The organism is Streptomyces sp. NPDC002324, from assembly GCF_053593335.1.
This window is the reverse complement of the sequence record NZ_JBSFCF010000010.1, coordinates 101,039-116,892: the sequence shown is the minus strand read 5'-3', so window position 1 is coordinate 116,892 and position 15,854 is coordinate 101,039. Positions and strand designations below refer to the sequence as shown.

At 71.3% G+C, this 15,854-nt stretch carries 12 protein-coding genes, 1 tRNA gene and 1 pseudogene; 2 read left to right on the top strand and 12 right to left on the bottom strand.

Annotation, left to right across the window (positions count from 1 at the left end; all coding sequences use genetic code 11):
- Nucleotides 1-158 precede the first annotated feature (158 nt).
- A tRNA-Cys gene (locus ACWCRJ_RS16115) sits at nt 159-233 on the top strand.
- 880 nt (nt 234-1,113) lie between these two features.
- Here ACWCRJ_RS16115 and ACWCRJ_RS16110 read toward each other — a convergent pair.
- From ACWCRJ_RS16110 to ACWCRJ_RS16060, 11 genes and pseudogenes are all read right to left on the bottom strand, one after another.
- Nucleotides 1,114-1,527, bottom strand: a pseudogene (locus tag ACWCRJ_RS16110) (hypothetical protein); the annotation flags it as partial.
- Between the two features lie 121 nt (nt 1,528-1,648).
- Nucleotides 1,649-2,260 carry an SUKH-4 family immunity protein gene (locus ACWCRJ_RS16105; protein WP_450939859.1) on the bottom strand — a complete coding sequence of 204 codons (612 nt, stop codon included), beginning with the start codon at nt 2,258-2,260 and terminating at the stop codon, nt 1,649-1,651.
- Between the two features lie 169 nt (nt 2,261-2,429).
- Nucleotides 2,430-4,745, bottom strand: coding sequence for a xanthine dehydrogenase family protein molybdopterin-binding subunit (locus ACWCRJ_RS16100; protein WP_450939858.1), 2,316 nt, complete (start codon nt 4,743-4,745; stop codon nt 2,430-2,432).
- On the bottom strand, nt 4,742-6,574 hold the full coding sequence (locus ACWCRJ_RS16095; RefSeq protein ID WP_450939857.1) for a 2Fe-2S iron-sulfur cluster-binding protein: 1,833 nt from the start codon (nt 6,572-6,574) through the stop codon (nt 4,742-4,744). Before ACWCRJ_RS16095 ends, ACWCRJ_RS16100 begins: the two co-directional genes overlap by 4 nt.
- Nucleotides 6,571-7,464, bottom strand: a complete 894-nt coding sequence (locus ACWCRJ_RS16090; RefSeq protein ID WP_450939856.1) for an FAD binding domain-containing protein — start codon at nt 7,462-7,464, stop codon at nt 6,571-6,573. The genes ACWCRJ_RS16095 and ACWCRJ_RS16090 overlap by 4 nt, the downstream gene beginning before the upstream one ends.
- Before the next feature lie 288 nt (nt 7,465-7,752).
- Nucleotides 7,753-9,420 (bottom strand): beta-N-acetylhexosaminidase, encoded by a 1,668-nt coding sequence (locus ACWCRJ_RS16085; protein WP_450939855.1) that lies wholly within the window; start codon nt 9,418-9,420, stop codon nt 7,753-7,755.
- Nucleotides 9,421-9,424: 4 nt separating this feature from the next.
- Nucleotides 9,425-10,267 (bottom strand): carbohydrate ABC transporter permease, encoded by an 843-nt coding sequence (locus ACWCRJ_RS16080; protein WP_450939854.1) that lies wholly within the window; start codon nt 10,265-10,267, stop codon nt 9,425-9,427.
- The gene (locus ACWCRJ_RS16075; protein WP_450939853.1) at nt 10,264-11,211 is read right to left on the bottom strand and encodes a carbohydrate ABC transporter permease; all 948 of its coding nucleotides are present in this window, start codon (nt 11,209-11,211) and stop codon (nt 10,264-10,266) included. The genes ACWCRJ_RS16080 and ACWCRJ_RS16075 overlap by 4 nt, the downstream gene beginning before the upstream one ends.
- Nucleotides 11,212-11,215: 4 nt before the next feature.
- Complete coding sequence (locus ACWCRJ_RS16070; protein WP_450939852.1) at nt 11,216-12,517, bottom strand: extracellular solute-binding protein; 1,302 nt, start codon at nt 12,515-12,517, stop codon at nt 11,216-11,218.
- A 292-nt stretch (nt 12,518-12,809) separates the two neighbouring features.
- A complete protein-coding gene (locus ACWCRJ_RS16065) occupies nt 12,810-13,091 on the bottom strand; it encodes a DUF3039 domain-containing protein (RefSeq protein WP_005486786.1) in 282 nt (93 codons plus the stop codon).
- Between the two features lie 28 nt (nt 13,092-13,119).
- On the bottom strand, nt 13,120-13,692 hold the full coding sequence (locus tag ACWCRJ_RS16060; protein ID WP_450939851.1) for a YqgE/AlgH family protein: 573 nt from the start codon (nt 13,690-13,692) through the stop codon (nt 13,120-13,122).
- Between the two features lie 308 nt (nt 13,693-14,000).
- Between ACWCRJ_RS16060 and murA the strand changes: the two genes are divergently transcribed.
- Nucleotides 14,001-15,347 carry a UDP-N-acetylglucosamine 1-carboxyvinyltransferase gene (murA, locus tag ACWCRJ_RS16055; protein ID WP_046915072.1) on the top strand — a complete coding sequence of 449 codons (1,347 nt, stop codon included), beginning with the start codon at nt 14,001-14,003 and terminating at the stop codon, nt 15,345-15,347.
- 189 nt (nt 15,348-15,536) lie between these two features.
- Here the strand turns inward: murA and ACWCRJ_RS16050 are convergent, their stop codons facing one another.
- Nucleotides 15,537-15,818 carry an HU family DNA-binding protein gene (locus tag ACWCRJ_RS16050; RefSeq protein ID WP_005486790.1) on the bottom strand — a complete coding sequence of 94 codons (282 nt, stop codon included), beginning with the start codon at nt 15,816-15,818 and terminating at the stop codon, nt 15,537-15,539.
- Nucleotides 15,819-15,854: the final 36 nt, after the last annotated feature.

The following is a 15,854-nucleotide window of genomic DNA, read 5'->3' as shown; positions in this document are numbered from 1 at the left end:
CACCCGGGACCTTGGTCGTACGCCCCGCCGTTCATGAACGGCGTGTGGCAGTCCCGTTGCAGCGCCCCCGGACCTCTTGAGCCCCCGCCGGAGCCCGGCCTACGGTCTTTCCATCGAGTTCGAAGCGACAGGAATCACGCCCCTGACGCTGTCGACCCGGCCGTGTGCCCGAGTGGTTCAGGGACTCGCCTGCAAAGCGAGTTACGTGGGTTCGATTCCCGCCACGGCCTCCAGCACTTGACCAGGCAAAACCCGAAGGGCGGTACCCGTATGGGGCACCGCCCTTCGGGTCGTCCGCCTCAGTTCCCGTCTCACTTGGAGCCAAGCCGCCTGCTGGTAGATCGAGATGGCATAGGGCACGTAGCGGCCCGCGGAGGGGTGCTGCGACTCCTGGACCAGGCGCAGTGGGCCGAAGGCCGGCTCCACCAGCTCACCGGCCGCGCGGCCCGCAGGGTGGACAAGGGCGACCTGCGCCGGCGAAAGCGGGTGCAGACCATCTGTCAGAAGCGAGTGACTCCCGTGTCAAATCGGTGAGTTCATGGCAACTCATCCCCGACACCACGATCCGCCACCTGATGATCCATAAGACGGACTAGTGCCGAGGCGGCTTCTTCGGCTTCTTCCGCTCTGCGTCGACCTGGGTCTGAGACTGCCCGGTGTCGAATATGGCCGAGGCCGCTTCGATGACCGGCGGTGCGGCCAGAGCTCCACAGAGGGCGAAGCCGCACGCGGCGAGGGCTGCGCGCCTACGGATGACGGCTTGCATAAAGATCACCTGCCAAGAACCGCTCTACTACAGGATCTTCATTTCCACCATCCGCCCCCGTCGCACCGGGAGTCAACACCTTTTGCCTGAATTGGGCGTTTAGGTGATTGAACCCCCAATTACCTTGCGTTCAGGGGGAGGGGGAATCCACAGGTCCCTGGTGTGATGCGCCGGATATCCGGCCCCCGGCGGGCTCGCCCCCAGCACGGCGTGCGCTCGGGCCCAGGTCGCGCTCGGGTCGAATCCGTCCGCCGCCTGCCAGGTGGTCGAGGTCAGGGCGCCACGTCCCTTGTAGGTGCCCATGACGGCGGCGTGGGGCGGCCACCGTGCGGACCACTACCCGACCAGCCCGCTCCCCGTGCCGCCTGTGGGCCGTGTAGCGCGTTGTGTCCGGCCAGATGGATCACGACAGGGCCGGGACTCCCCCGACCTGTACGAGAACGGGACCCATCGAGAAAGACGTCGCCATTGCGCTGCGAGCGACAGCCCGCTCGCCCCCCTCGCCCGCGCCTACACGAGCAGAACGGGCGATCGGCGGCGATTCGGTCGATGGGCAGGAGCGCCCCGTCCAGCATCACGTACGCCTTCGTCGACACCGCTCGTACGGATACGGCGAGGGTAGGGGCAAGGGTGAGCAGGGTCTGCCGTCCTGCGTTCAGGCGCCGCCATCGGGTTCCGAGAGTGCGGCGGTGTTCCCTCAGTCGGGCGGCGAGGAAGCCGATGGTTCTCTTGGTCGAAAACCCAGCTACCAGGGGCTTCATCTGTCTCTCAGCCCAACTGCCCGGCTGGCACGTGAGGTTGGAGCTTGCAGCGGCGGTCACCCTCGCGGGTGACGATCAGCATGGTTACCCACTCGACCAGGGCTTCGTGCGGCCGGTGGTGTCAGAGGCCCGCGCAGGCCTTGTTGCGCAGGGTCTCCACCCAGCACCCCGTGGCCGTCCCCTCGCGCTTCTCGCGGTGGAGGAGCCAGAGGGTGAAGGCCAGGGTGGAGAGGTCGGCGTCGAGGGGGCGGAGGGTCGAGTCGGGCTCGCTCCAGTTGAGGATCGCGCCGGTGGTGCCGTCGACGACGAGGCTGCTGCCCTCGACGAAGTGGCCCAGGCGGATCAAGTGGGCGGCTCTGTCCGGGAGTCGGCCGGGGACGGACGCGCCGCACTGGTTCGCCCCGTACTCGGCGAGCGTCGGCAGCGGGATGTCCGTGTCGAGCTGGAAGAAGCCGTGGTCCTCGGGCAGACCCATGTCCCGCAGGAAGCGGCGGGTCGGCTCGTGGGTGAGCGTGGCCGGGAAGTCGAAGTCCTCGAAGCGCCACACCCTGCTCCGGCCGAACTCCTCGTCGAGCAGTCGGGCGGGCAGGTCGAGCTCCAGTCCGGAGCGCGTGGCCGGTCCCCCGGTCAACACCGCCAGGTCGTTCAGGTCGTTCAGATCCTTCAGGTCGTGCAGATCGTTCAGGTCGTTCAGGTCCGTCAGGCCCATTGTCCCCATCGTCATTGTGCTCATGGCTCCCCCCGGCACATGGTTCGCATTGTGCGTCCCCCCGTGGGCGATCACGCGCCGCCGAGCGGTCGTCGTCCCCACTGTCGAGAACCATACGCCGCCCCACTGACAACGCCGGACGTACACGCGAACACGCACCTCAGGGGCTGCGCCGGGGCAGCCCCCCGGGCTCCTACGCCCCCGTCACCACCGCGGCCTGCGGCCGGATCGGCAGACGGTTCACGGGGCGTCCGGTGGCCGCCCGGACCGCCGCCGCGATGGCCGCCGGGGACGTGACCACCGGCACCGCGCTGGCCGCCTTCGCGCCGAAGGGGGCCACGACGTCCCGTTCCTCCACCAGTTTGACGATCTGGATGTCGGGGGCGTCCAGGGCGGTGGGCAGGGCGTAGCCGGTGAGGTCGGGGTGGCGGATGAGGCCCCTGGGGGTGCGGAGGTTCTCGGTGAGGGCCACGCCGACCCCCTGGGTGACGCCGGCCTCGATGCGCGCGGCGAGCTGCGCCGGGTGGAGGATCCGGCCGACGTCCTGGGCGACGGCCAGCTCCACGACCCGTACGGAGCCGAGTTCGATGTCGACGTCCACGACCGCGCGGATCGCGCAGAACGCCAGGCCCACGAACGCGTCGCCCTGGCCGGCCTCGTCCAGCGGCTCGGTGGGGTGCGGGCGGCACTGGGCGGTGGCCCAGAGTTCCTTGCCGTCCAGCGCCTCCGCGACCGTGGTCGACAGAACGCCGTCGTACGACGTGATCTTGCCGTCGGTGATCTGCAGCAGTTCCGTGGACATGCCGAACTTGTGGGCCAGGGGCTGCAGCAGCTGGGTGCGGACCATCTTGGCCGCGCGTTCCACCGCGCCGCCCGAGACCCAGGTGTGACGGCCCCGGCAGCTCGGGCCGGCCGGGGGCTGGTCGGTGTCGACCTGGGCGATGTGGACCTCGTCGATGCCCAGGGTCTCCTGGACGATCTGACGGGCGAGGGTGGAGAAGCCCTGGCCGGTGTCGACGGCCGCGCACAGGACGGTCGCGATGCCGTCGTGGACCTTCACGGTGGCCGTGGAGACCTCGTCCGCGCCCTCGGCGCCGAGCATGTGGACCATGCCGAGGCCGTAGCCGACCCCGCGGCGCACGGCACCCGGCTCGCCCGCGCCCTCGGGGCCGCCGGGCAGCAGCCACTCGTCCTCGGGGGTGTCCTTGGGCAGCGCCGGGAGCGGGAACTCCTGGACCGCCTGGAGGAGTTCGGCGACCGGGGCCGGGCAGGTCACGGACTGGCCCGTCGGCAGCACGTCGCCCGTGGACATCACGTTGCGCATGCGCAGTTCGGCCGGGTCGATGCCCAGCTTCCTGGCGAGCTTGTCCATCTGGGCCTCGTACGCGGCGCAGACCTGCATCGCGCCCTCGCCGCGCACATGGCCGGAGGGCGGGTTGTTGGTGCGGACCGCCCAGCCCTCGATGAAGGCGTTGGGGATGACGTAGGGGCCGCAGGCGAACGAGACGGCGGCGGCCAGCGCCTCCGAGGAGGTGTCGGCGTAGGCGCCCGCGTCGAGCAGGATCTGCGCCTCGACCTTGATCAGCTTGCCCTCGGCGTCCGCGTGGTGGCGGTAGCGCAGGAGGGTGGGGTGCCGGTGGGCGTGGCCGAGGAAGGACTCCTCGCGGGTGGCCGTCAGCTTGACCGGGCAGCCCGTCTTCAGGGCGAGCAGGCCGAGCGGGAGCTGGAAGCCCTGGTCCTCGCGGTCGGCGGTGGCGCCCGGGACGCCGGTGACGACGATCTTCACGCGGTCGGGGGCCAGGCCGTAGCAGGCGGCGGCCGCGTCGCGGTCGGTGTGCGGGTCGGTGGAGGCCACGTACAGCTCGACGCCGCCGTCGGGGCGGGGCACGGCGAGACCGGCCTCGGCGCCGATGGGGGCCGGATCCGCGCGGCCGATGCGGTACTGGCCCTCGACGACGATCTCGCCGGACGCGTCGGGGTCGCCGTGGCGCAGCGGGATGTGGCGGATGAGGTTGCCGTCGGGGTGCAGGGGCTCGGCCTCGAAGGCCTGCTCCGGGTCGATCACCGGGTCGAGCACCTCGTACTCGACGATGACGGCGGCGGCGGCCATCCGCGCGGTGTCGGGGTGGTCGGCGGCGACGGCCGCGATGGGCTCGCCGTGGTGGCGGACGACCTCGGAGGCGAACAGGGGCCGGTCGGCCTTGCCGCGGCCGTGCAGGGCGACGCCCGGCACGTCCTCGTGCGTGATGACGGCCCGTACGCCGGGCATCTCGCGCGCGTGGGACGTGTCGATGGACACGATCCGCGCGTGCGGGTGCGGCGAGCGGAGCACGGCGGCCCACAGCAGGCCCTCGGCCCACAGGTCGGCCGCGTACGGGAAGGTGCCCTCGGACTTGGCCCGGGAGTCGGCGGACGGCAGGGACACGCCCAGGCCGTGCGGCGGCTGCTCGGGGGCGGCCGCGGCCTCGCCGGGGCCCACGGGCGCCGCGATGACGGTTTCGTTGCTCACGCCTGGCCTCCGTCCTGGCCGAACGACCGGCCCTGACCGCCGTACGAGTCGTCCTGGCCGCCGAAGGACTGCCCTTGGCCGCCGTAGGTGTCGTTCTGGCCGGCGAAGGACTGCCCCTGGCCGCCGTACGTGTCGCCGTGCCCGGCGAAGGACTGGCCCTGGCCGCCGTACGAGTCGTCCGGGCCGCCGCCGAAGGGCTGGCCCTGGCCGCCGTAGGTGTCGCCCTGCCCGGCGAAGGACTGCCCCTGGCCGCCGTACGAGTCGTCCGGGCCGGTGAACGACAGCCCCTGGCCGCCGTAGGACCGGTCGGGGTCGTGCGGTGCCGGCGGGGGTGCGCTCCGGGCGTCGTACGCCGCCGTGTCGACGCCGCCGGCGCCGGGGCCCGCCTGGTGCGGGATGCGGGCCTCGCCGGGGTCGGCTGTGGCCTCGTTCTCGGCGGCCGAGTTCGCCTCGCGTTCGGCGACGACGTCGCGGACGGCGGCGAGGACGCCCCGGTAGCCGGAGCAGCGGCAGAGGTTGCCGCACAGGGCCTGGCGGGTCTCCAGGTCGGTGGGGGCGGGGTTGCCCTCCAGGAGGTCGTGCACGGTCATCGCCATGCCGGGCACGCAGAACCCGCACTGGACGGCACCGCACCGGGCGAGGGCCCGCTGCACGTCCGAGGGCTGTCCGTCGGCGGCGAGGCCCTCGACGGTGCGCACCTCGCTGCCCGCGGCGGTGACGGCGGGCACCAGGCAGGACGCCACGAGCCGGCCGTCGACCTGCACGTTGCAGGCGCCGCACTCGCCCTGCGAGCAGCCGTCCTTGGCGCCCGCGAGACCGAGCCGCTCGCGCAGCACGTAGAGCAGTGACTCGCCGATCCATGCGTCGCTGACGGGCCGTTCGGTGCCGTTGACGCTCAGGACGTAGGAGGCGAGGGGGTGGTCGTCGTGCGGGGGCGGGGCGGGGGCGGGCTCGTCGGCCGACGGCTCCGCGTCGCCCTCGGTGTCGGCCGCCGGGGCCGTCTCCGCCGTCTTTGGCCGCTCGGGTCCGCTCTCGGTCTCCGTGTCGGTCCCGACCGGCTCAGCGGGCTCCTGGGCGGCTTCCGGGGTCGGCCCGGCGGTCTCGGGTGCCGCGTCGGCGTACGCCTCCCCAGGGGCCGCCGAGGGCTCCCCGGCGGCCTCGTGGGCCCCGTCCGCCGCGCTCTCCTCCGGCGTCCGGCCCTCCGCCGCGTACTCCTCGGGGCGGCTCTCCTCGGGCCGGGCGGGGGGCGGCGCGGTCCACGCCGTGCCGATCTGCTCGGTGGCCCAGGGCGCGGCGGCGCCGCCGGGAAGCGTGGCGGGCGGATTGCCGCCCCACTGCTCGACGAGGGCCGAGGTGCTGAACTCGCCGGATTCGTCCGGAAGATCACCTCCCGCGACCGGAATCGACCACTCGCCCGTCACATCGTGACCGGGAGCGGCGCCTTCCTGCGCGGCCGGCTCCTCGAACGTCCACTGCCCGGTCGAGGCGGGGTTGTACGTGAACCCGTCCTGCGCCGGGGGCTGCGGCTGCCCGGCGTTCGGGTCGTGCCACTCGGCACCCCCGGCCGGCATCGCCCAGGTACCCGGGACGGACGGGTCGGTCCCGGCGGTGTGGGCCGTGTTGATGGAGTTCGACGCTATCTGCGGCGGGACATAGCCGTGCCCGGGAGCGGCCAGCGGACTGTCGGCGGCGAGCAGCGCGTCGATACCCCCCTCGGGAAGCTGGACGAACGTCGTGGCGCCGTCGTCGTAGTCGCCCTGCGGCAGCCGCTCCCAGCCGCCCTGGCCCCCCTGCTGCGGGGTGCCTTCTCCGTGCTGGTCGTCGGTCACGACAGTGCCCTCCCCAGTGCTCGTCGGGCCAGCGCGGCGACGGTGCGCCGCAGATGCAGTACGGCGGGCGGAAGTGGTGCCACGGTGCCGTCGACCTCGGGGGCCGGGTCGGGGATGCAGGCGGCGGCGACATACTCGCCGAAGGCCTGCAGCGCCTCGGGGACGAGGGTGCGCTCGCCGTCCCAGTCGATCAACTGGCCGACCCAGGCCTCGGCGTCCAGGGGCCGCAGCGGCATCGGCGCTATGGCCCCGACGGCACACCGCACCCCGCGCCGGGCGGGGTCGAGGACGAGGGCGACGGAAGCGACCGCGCGGCCGGGGCCGGTGCGGCCGGTGGCCTTCAGGAAGACCTGGGGCGCGTGCAGCAGCGGCACGCGCACGAAGCCGATGAGTTCGCCGGGGCGCAGCATCTCCATGCCGGCCAGCAGATGCGAGACGGGCATCTCACGGCGGGCCCCGCCCGGGCCCGCGATGATCAGCGTGGCCTCCAGGGCGGCCAGCACGGGCAGCGCGTCCCCGGTGGGGGCGGCCGTCGCGATGTTGCCGCCGAGGGTGCCGGCGTTGCGGATCTGCGGGGGTCCGGCGGCGCGCGCGGCGGCGGCGAGCGCCGGAATGAGCGCCGCGAAGTCCGGGCGCCCCATCCGGGCGTGCGTCAGTCCGGCACCCAGCAGGGCGTGTCCGTCCTGGTACTGCCAGCCGCGGATCTCGCTGATCCTGCCGAGCCCGACCAGTGCGGCGGGCCTGAGTTGTCCGGAGTTGACCGCGGTCATGAGGTCCGTGCCGCCCGCCACCGGAACCGCCCAGGGCATGGCGGCGAGAGCCGCCACGGCCTCGTCGAGCGAGCCGGGCAGGGTCACGGCCTGCGCCGCCTGCGGTGCGTGCGTGGTCAAACCGGCTGCCCCTTCCCGCTGCCCCACCTGGTCCGCCTGTGTTGCCGTACGGTACGTGCTGACAGGGCGGACGTGGCAACTCTGGCACATTCTCGCGAGGTCCGAACGCGGGGGTCCGTCACGAGGCATTCGCCCACCTCACCCGAGAGATGGTCCGTTTTGGTACGGCATCACCCATAGGTGCGCATTGCCACTTACGTAGCCCCCCACTCCCCTTGCGGCTCTTGTTCCCGGACGGGGTCACCGTCGCAGGGCACGCGCTCGCGGACCCACGGGTTCGCGGTCGTCTCACACGTTCGGGGGCTTTCCCTCGATCGGACGTCCGAGCACGCCGGGCCGCCGCTGCCACGGACGCGGGCCCGTAGGCGGCCGATAACCGACCCCCAGGGCGTCAAGTCGCCGGTAGTGCGCCGTCATCCGGCGCTCGAAGTCGGCGAAGTCGCGCTCGGCGGGGGCCGGCAGCCGGCTCCAGGCCACCTCGGCGAAAGCGGCCAGGCGCGGGAACGTCTGATAGTCGACGCGCGCGGGGTCCTCCATCACCTCGGTCCACACGTTGGCCTGGGTGCCGAGCACATGCCTGGCCTCGTCGGGCGTCAACTCCCGCGGCACCGGCTCGAACCGGAAGACGTCCTCCAGGGTGCGCACGAACCCGATGGGCACCGGCTCGTCGGGGCCGCCGTCCTGACGGTGGTCCAGATACACCTGCTGCTCGGGGCACATCACCACGTCATGGCCGGCGCGGGCCGCCGCGACGCCGCCCGCGTACCCCCGCCAGGACGACACGGCCGCCCCCGGCGCGAGGCCGCCCTCCAGGATCTCGTCCCATCCGATCAGGCGACGCCCGCGCGCGGTCAGCCAGTTGTCGAAGTGCCGGACGAACCACGACTGCAACGCGTCCTCGTCGGCGAGTCCCAGCTCCCGGATGCGGGCCTGCGCGGTGGCCGACTCCCGCCACTGGTCCTTGGCGCACTCGTCGCCGCCGATGTGCACGAAGGGCGAGGGGAACACCTCCAGGACCTCCTCGAACACCCCCTCGTAGAAGCGCAGGGTGGTGTCGGTGGGAGCGAGTACGTTCTTGTTGATGCCCCAGGTGTCCCAGACGGCGAGGGAGGCCGTGTCGACGACGTCGGTGTTGCCGAGTTCCGGATACGCGGCGATGGCGGCCTGGCTGTGACCCGGGACGTCGATCTCGGGGACCACGGTGATGTGCCGGGCGGCCGCGTGGGCGACGATCTCGCGGAGGTCGTCCTTCGTGTAGTGGCCGCCGTGCGGTTTCTCCTCCCACAGGGGTGACGCGCGATGGCCGATTTTGGTGCGCGTCCGCCAGGAGCCGACCTCCGTCAGCCTCGGATACCGCTCGATCTCGATGCGCCAGCCCTGGTCGTCCGTCAGGTGCAGGTGCAGGACGTTGAGTTTGTGCGCCGCCATCAGGTCCAGGTAGCGCAGGACCTGGTCCTTGAGGAGGAAGTGACGGGCGACGTCGAGCATGAGGCCGCGCCAGGCGAAGCGGGGTTGGTCCCTGAGGGTCTGGTGCGGGACTCCGTAGGTGGCCCCGGGCCGTACGGGGGCGCGCCGGAACGCCTCGGGCCCGAGGAGCTGGCGCAGGGTCTGGGCGCCCCAGAAGACGCCCGCCGGGCCGCCACCGCGGATCTCGACGCCCCGGTCGGGGACGGCGCGTAGCTCGTACGCCTCCGGCTCCAGGCTGTCGTCGAGGTACAGGCGCACGCCGCCCCGGGCGTCCTCGGGGCCGGGTGGCAGCCAGAGCCCGAGGGCGGCGCCGAGGGTCGAGCGCAGCCAGTGGGCCGTGGTCTGCGTCCCCGGCGCCGCCCACAGGGTGGTGTTCCCGTCGAGCGGTACGCCTCCGGGCAGGGGGCCCTCGACGGTGAGGGGCGCCGGAATCAGGCCCGTCGCCGTCGCGTCCGTCGCCGTCGCGTCCGTCGTCACGTCCGGTGTCATCACGTCAGTCCTTGACCGCGCCGCCCAGTCCGGAGACCAGCCGTCGCTGTACGAGTACGAAGAAGACCAGCACCGGGACGGTCATCACCGTGGAGGCCGCCATCACGCCTCCCCAGTCCGGGTCCTCGGGTTTGTAGAACACCAGCAGGGCCATCGGCAGGGTCGACCGGGAGGTGTCGCTGATGATGAACGACTTGGCGAACAGGAAGTCGTTCCAGGCCGAGATGAAGGAGAAGACGCTGGTGGCCACCAGCCCCGGGAAGACGAGCGGGAAAAGGATCTGCCAGAGGAATCGGGAACGGCTCGCCCCGTCGAGCTGTGCGGCCTCCTCCAGCGCCTCGGGGACGGCCTTCACGAAGCCGCGCAGCATCCAGATCGCGAACGGCAGCGAGAACGCGATGTGGGGCAGGATCAGCGCGCCCAGGGTGTTGAGCTGGCCGAGGTCCCGCATCTGGAAGAAGAGCGGGATGGTGAGTGCCTCGACAGGCACCATCTGGGCCACCAGGAACATGATGAGCAGGGTGGTCCGGAACCGGAAGCGGAATCGGGTGACCGCCGTCGCCGCGAGAAAGGCGATCAGCGCGGAGACGACCACCACCGTGCAGGCGACGACAAGGCTGTTGACGAAGTAGCGGCCGAATTCCTGCTGCCCGAAGACACGGCGGAAGGAATCGAGGGTCGGCGCGAGGGTCCAGGGCCGGGGTTCCGCCGACTCGATCTCCCCCGTCGGCTTGACCGCGCTCAGCAGCATCCAGTACAGCGGAAACGCCACCACGACCGCGATGACCAGGGCCGATGCCTCGGCGGCGAACCGCCAGGGGCGTCGCGGGAATGCCCGTGAATTCACAGCTCCTCCCCCTGCCGGCGCAGCAGTCGCAAATAGACCAGGGTGACCGCCAGCAGAATCACCAGCATCACCACGCCGATCGCCGAACCGAGGCTGTACTGGGAGGACGCGAAGGCCTTCTGGTAGGCGTACACGTTCAGGACGAGGTTCTGGCCCGCGATACCGCCGCCGCCCGTCATCACATAGATCTGGGTGAAGACCTTGAAGTCCCAGATGATCGACTGAATGGTGACGACGACGAGGATCGGCCGGAGCATCGGCGCGGTGACGGACCGCCAGATCCGCCACTGCGAGGCGCCGTCCAGGGCCGCGGCCTCCAGCACCTCGGAGGGTACGGAGCGGATGCCCGCGTAGACGGTCACCATCACGAACGGGAAGGAGCACCACACCACTTCGAGCAGGACGAGGAGGAAGGCGCTGTAACGCCCGTAGGTCCATGAGTGGTCGCCCAGCCCCAGGACGCGGTTGACCGGGCCGAAGTCCGGGTCGAACAGCAGCAGCCACACCGTGGAGCCGGTGATCGCGGGCGTCGCCCACGCCCCGAGCGCCGCCAGCATCAGCGCCAGGCGCGGCACGGCCCGTACTCGTGTCAGCAGGACGGCGAGCGAGCACCCCACGGCGAGCGTGGACACCACACAGGCCGCCGCGAAGACGACCGTGGACAGGAGCACCCGCCAGAACTCGGCGTCCGCGAACAGGCGCTCGTAGTTCCCCAGTCCCTGGAAGGAGGTCGGTTCGCCGCCGCTGACCTGGGCCTGGGTGTACTCCAGCAGCGAGATGAGGCCGAGCTGATAGACGGGGTAGACGAGGAGGGCGCCGAGGACGACGAGCGCGGGGGCGAGGTAGAGCCAGGGGGTCGCTTCACGCCCGCGGGGCGGACGGGCCGCGGCTCGGGTGAGCGCGGCCCGTCCGGCGGTCTTCTCGACCGTGTCGTGCACCGCCATCGGGTCAGCCGACCGTGCCGAACACGTCGTTCATCTGCTTCGCCGCGTCCGTCGACGCCTCGGCCACGTCCTTCTTGCCGCTGACGACCTCCTGGAACATCGTCGGCAGCACCAGCGAGGCGTCGATCTGCGCCCAGGCCGGGGAGGCGGGCACGAACTTCGTGCCGGAGGAGAGCGTCTTGACGAAGGGCTCGATGAACGGCTCCTTCTCGGCCGCCGCGGCCCGTGCGTCGGTGTACGTCGGCAGGAAGCCCATCGCGTCGAAGAGTTCGCCCTGGGTCTTCTTGGACGCCAGCCGCTTCATCAGGTCGACGGCGAGGGTGCGGTGCGTGGTGCTCTTCAGGACGCCGACGTTGTTGCCGCCCGCGAACGCCGGTGCCACCGAGCCGGGCTTCACCCCCGGAAGCGGTACGACCGCGTACTTGCCCTTGACCTTGCCGGCCTCCACGGCCGCGTGGCTGAAGTCGCCGCCGATCGCCATGCCCGCCTTGCCGGCCGCGAACGCGGTGACCGTGTCGTTGCCGCCCATGCCCGCGCACTTGGCGGCCGGGCAGTTGTCGTCGCCGAAGAGCGAGGTGTAGGCCTCGATGCCCTCGCGGGCGGCCGGGCTGTCGATCGTGGACGCGTACGAGCCGCCCTTGCCCTCGGCTATCTCGCCGCCGTTGGCCCAGACGAAGGGCATCGCGCCGTAGGTGTAGGCACCGCCGACGACGATCCCGTACAGGTCGGGCTCGGCGGCGCGGATGCGCTTGGCGGTGGTGGCCAGCTCGGCCAGGGACCTCGGGGCCTCCAGATTCAGGCGCTCGAAGACGTCGGTGCGGTAGTAGAGCGCGCGGACGCCCACGAAGAAGGGCGCCCCGTAGATCTTGCCGTCGACCGTCACGGAGGTTCTGGCGGTCGGGTCGGAGTCCTTGGCGTCGGACCAGTCGTTGAACTCCCGGGTGATGTCGGCGAGTCCGCCGTCCTTCACATAGCCGGCCGTGTCGGTGTTGCCGTACTCGATGAGGTCGGGGGCGCTCTTGGGGTCGTTGAAGGCGGCCTTGATGCGCTGGGCGCGGGTCTCGACGGGGATGTACTCGACCTTCACCTTCGCGCCGTCGTGCGCCTTCTCGAAGGCGGCGACCACCTTGTCGACGACCTTCTGCTTCGGTGCGTTGCTCACCTCCTGGAAGAGCCAGACCCGCAGGGTGCCCGTCTTCTCGTCCTCCCCGGAGGAGGAGTTGTCGGAGGTCTGGGGGGCGCAGGCGGTGAGCCCGGCGAGGGCCACGGCCGCGAGGGGCACGACGAAGCGGGCGGCGAGCTTCATGAAGCTGTTCCTCCGGAGGGGGGTGCGGAGTGTTGCATTCTCTGCAACGGGCGTTCTGCTCTACACAACACACCGGAGGCTATGGAGTACATGAACATGACCACAAGAGGTCTCAACCACCTTGTGATCGGGGGAAGCGCTCTGCGCAACGGAGTTCAGGGCAAAGGGCGCGACAAAGCACGGGTGCGCCCGCATCGCGGGCGGGTGCGGGGGTGTGTGGTTGCTCGCGCGGTTCCCCGCCCACCCGCACCCGGCGACGAAGCAGACGCTCCCGAGCCGATCGCGCCCCGTATTACTTCTTGCCGTCGCCCTGGTCGTCGCCGCCCGCGCCGAGGGACTCGAAGATCTCCTTGCACATGGGGCAGACGGGGTACTTCTTCGGGTCACGGCCGGGGACCCACACCTTGCCGCACAACGCCACGACGGGCGTGCCGTCGAGGGCGCTCGCCATGATCTTGTCCTTCTGGACGTAGTGGGCGAAGCGCTCGTGGTCGCCGTCGCCGTGCGACGTCTGCGGCGTCGGCTCGACGAGGGTCCCCGTACCAGTACCGCGCTCGGGCTCAAGAGTGCTCATGACGCAAGGGTACTGAAGCTCACGGGCATCAGTTGAGCGAAGGGTCGTCCGGGTACGTGGCCACCATCGCGAGTTCGCTGCGCTGGCGGCGCAGGACCTCGCGCCAGAGTCTCTCCGGGCAGGGCGAGGAGACGTCGCCGGGTTCGGACTCGACGACGTACCAGGCACCCTCCGCCAGCTCGTCCTCCAACTGGCCGGGCCCCCAGCCGGCGTACCCGGCGAAGATGCGCAGCGAGCCGAGCGCGGAGGCGAGCAGCTCCGGCGGGGCCTCCAGGTCGACGAGGCCGATCGCGCCGTGCACCCGCCGCCAGCCGAGCGGGGTCCGGTCCACGGAACCGCCGCCGGGGATCACCCCGACCCCCAGCGCCGAGTCCAGCTGCACCGGGCCGCCCTGGAAGACGACCCCCGGTTCGCCGGCGAGTTCCGCCCAGTCCTCCAGGATGTCGCCGACGCCCACCGGGGTCGGCCGGTTGAGGACCACGCCGAGCGAGCCCTTCTCGTCGTGGTCGAGGAGCAGCACGACAGCGCGGTCGAAGTTCGGGTCCGCCAGGGCGGGCGTGGCCACGAGCAGCCGCCCTGTGAGCGAGGACACCTCGGTCATGCCAGACATGATCCCGCATCCTGCCCCCGCGCGGGGAGCCAATGCCGACAGCGATGGGCGCGCAGCTCACGGTGGGGGGAGGCGCGGGGGGCGCACGGCCGCGACGGTGACCCCGTGTGGCCGGTGATGAACTGTTCGTGTTGTGGCGAATCCATGACGTGGCTGAGAAGTCCCTGGGCTTCCGGAAGGGGGGTGGGCGGCGATTACGCTAGCTCTCCGGCCCACGCCGCGCCGGCCCCGCACCACGGGTCCACCGGCCGTCCGTCCACGCCGAAAGCCTCTGCCCAACTCCACGGAACGCGAGATCCATGACCGTCAACGGCTCTGACGACGTACTGCTTGTACACGGCGGCACCCCGCTCAGTGGCGAGATCCGTGTCCGCGGTGCGAAGAACCTCGTACCCAAGGCCATGGTCGCCGCGCTGCTCGGCAGCGGTCCGAGCCGGCTGCGCAACGTGCCCGACATCCGCGACGTCCGGGTCGTGCGCGGGCTGCTGCAGCTGCATGGCGTAACGGTCCGCCCGGGTGACGAGCCGGGCGAGCTGGTGATGGACCCGACGAACGTGGAGAGCGCGAACGTCGCCGACATCGACGCCCACGCGGGCTCGTCGCGCATCCCGATCCTGTTCTGCGGCCCGCTGCTGCACCGGCTCGGCCACGCCTTCATCCCCGGCCTCGGCGGCTGCGACATCGGCGGCCGGCCGATCGACTTCCACTTCGAGGTGCTGCGGCAGTTCGGCGCGAAGATCGAGAAGCGTGAGGACGGCCAGTACCTGGAGGCGCCGCGGCGGCTGCGCGGTACGAAGATCCAGCTGCCGTACCCGTCGGTGGGCGCGACCGAGCAGGTGCTGCTCACGGCCGTCCTCGCGGAGGGCGTGACGGAACTCGCGAACGCGGCGATCGAGCCGGAGATCGAGGACCTGATCTGCGTCCTGCAGAAGATGGGCGCCATCATCGCGATGGACACCGACCGCACGATCCGCATCACCGGTGTGGACTCGCTCGGCGGCTACAACCACAAGGCGCTCCCGGACCGCCTGGAGGCCGCCTCCTGGGCGTCCGCCGCGCTGGCGACCGAAGGCGACATCTACATCCGGGGCGCGCAGCAGCGCTCGATGATGACGTTCCTGAACACCTACCGCAAGGTGGGCGGTGCCTTCGAGATCGACGACGAGGGCATCCGCTTCTGGCACCCGGGCGGCCAGCTGAAGTCGATCGCGCTGGAGACGGACGTCCACCCCGGCTTCCAGACCGACTGGCAGCAGCCCCTGGTCGTCGCCCTGACGCAGGCCACCGGCCTCTCGATCGTCCACGAGACGGTCTACGAGTCCCGCCTCGGCTTCACGTCCGCGCTGAACCAGATGGGCGCGCACATCCAGCTGTACCGCGAGTGCCTCGGCGGCTCGAACTGCCGCTTCGGCCAGCGCAACTTCCTGCACTCGGCGGTCGTCTCCGGCCCCACCCGCCTCCAGGGCGCCGACCTGGTGATCCCCGACCTCCGCGGCGGCTTCTCGTACCTCATCGCGGCGCTGGCGGCCCAGGGCACCTCCCGGGTCCACGGCATCGATCTGATCAACCGGGGCTACGAGAACTTCATGGAGAAGCTCATGGAGCTGGGAGCGAAGGTGGAGCTGCCGGGCAAGGCACTCGGCTAGGGCCGCGCCTGGGAAAGCAAGGGGCGCAGCCCCTGCTTTCCCGGGGGCGCGGGGAACTGCGCGACCAGCCCCCACCGAACCCGCAGCCGAAGTCCCTACGACGATGGGGGCGGCACCCGGACACCGGGTGCCGCCCCCATCAGGCGTTCTACGCGCGCCACACCATCCCCGGAAGGACGGACGGCAAGGTTACTTGCCCTTCGCCGCTTCCTTGAGCTTGCTGCCCGCGGAGACCTTCACGCTGTAGCCGGCCGGGATCTGGATCGGGTCGCCGGTCTGCGGGTTACGAGCGGTGCGAGCGGCACGGTGGGTGCGCTCGAAGGTCAGGAAGCCGGGGATGGTGACCTTCTCGTCGCCCTTGGCGACGATGTCGCCGACGACCTCGGCGAACGCGGCCAGCACGGCGTCGGCGTCCTTACGGGTCACCTCGGCGCGGTCGGCCAGGGCGGCCACCAGCTCACTGCGGTTCATGTTGTTACTCCCGTGTTCTTCTTGCCGTTGAGGCGG

Coding starts and splice junctions, on each gene's coding strand:
- ACWCRJ_RS16105 (WP_450939859.1), bottom strand. CDS start 2,260: ATGAGCACAATGACGATGGGGACAATGGGCCTGACGGACCTGAACGAC.
- ACWCRJ_RS16085 (WP_450939855.1), bottom strand. CDS start 9,420: ATGACACCGGACGTGACGACGGACGCGACGGCGACGGACGCGACGGCG.
- ACWCRJ_RS16075 (WP_450939853.1), bottom strand. CDS start 11,211: ATGGCGGTGCACGACACGGTCGAGAAGACCGCCGGACGGGCCGCGCTC.
- ACWCRJ_RS16070 (WP_450939852.1), bottom strand. CDS start 12,517: ATGAAGCTCGCCGCCCGCTTCGTCGTGCCCCTCGCGGCCGTGGCCCTC.
- ACWCRJ_RS16065 (WP_005486786.1), bottom strand. CDS start 13,091: ATGAGCACTCTTGAGCCCGAGCGCGGTACTGGTACGGGGACCCTCGTC.
- ACWCRJ_RS16060 (WP_450939851.1), bottom strand. CDS start 13,692: ATGACCGAGGTGTCCTCGCTCACAGGGCGGCTGCTCGTGGCCACGCCC.
- murA (WP_046915072.1), top strand. CDS start 14,001: ATGACCGTCAACGGCTCTGACGACGTACTGCTTGTACACGGCGGCACC.
- ACWCRJ_RS16050 (WP_005486790.1), bottom strand. CDS start 15,818: ATGAACCGCAGTGAGCTGGTGGCCGCCCTGGCCGACCGCGCCGAGGTG.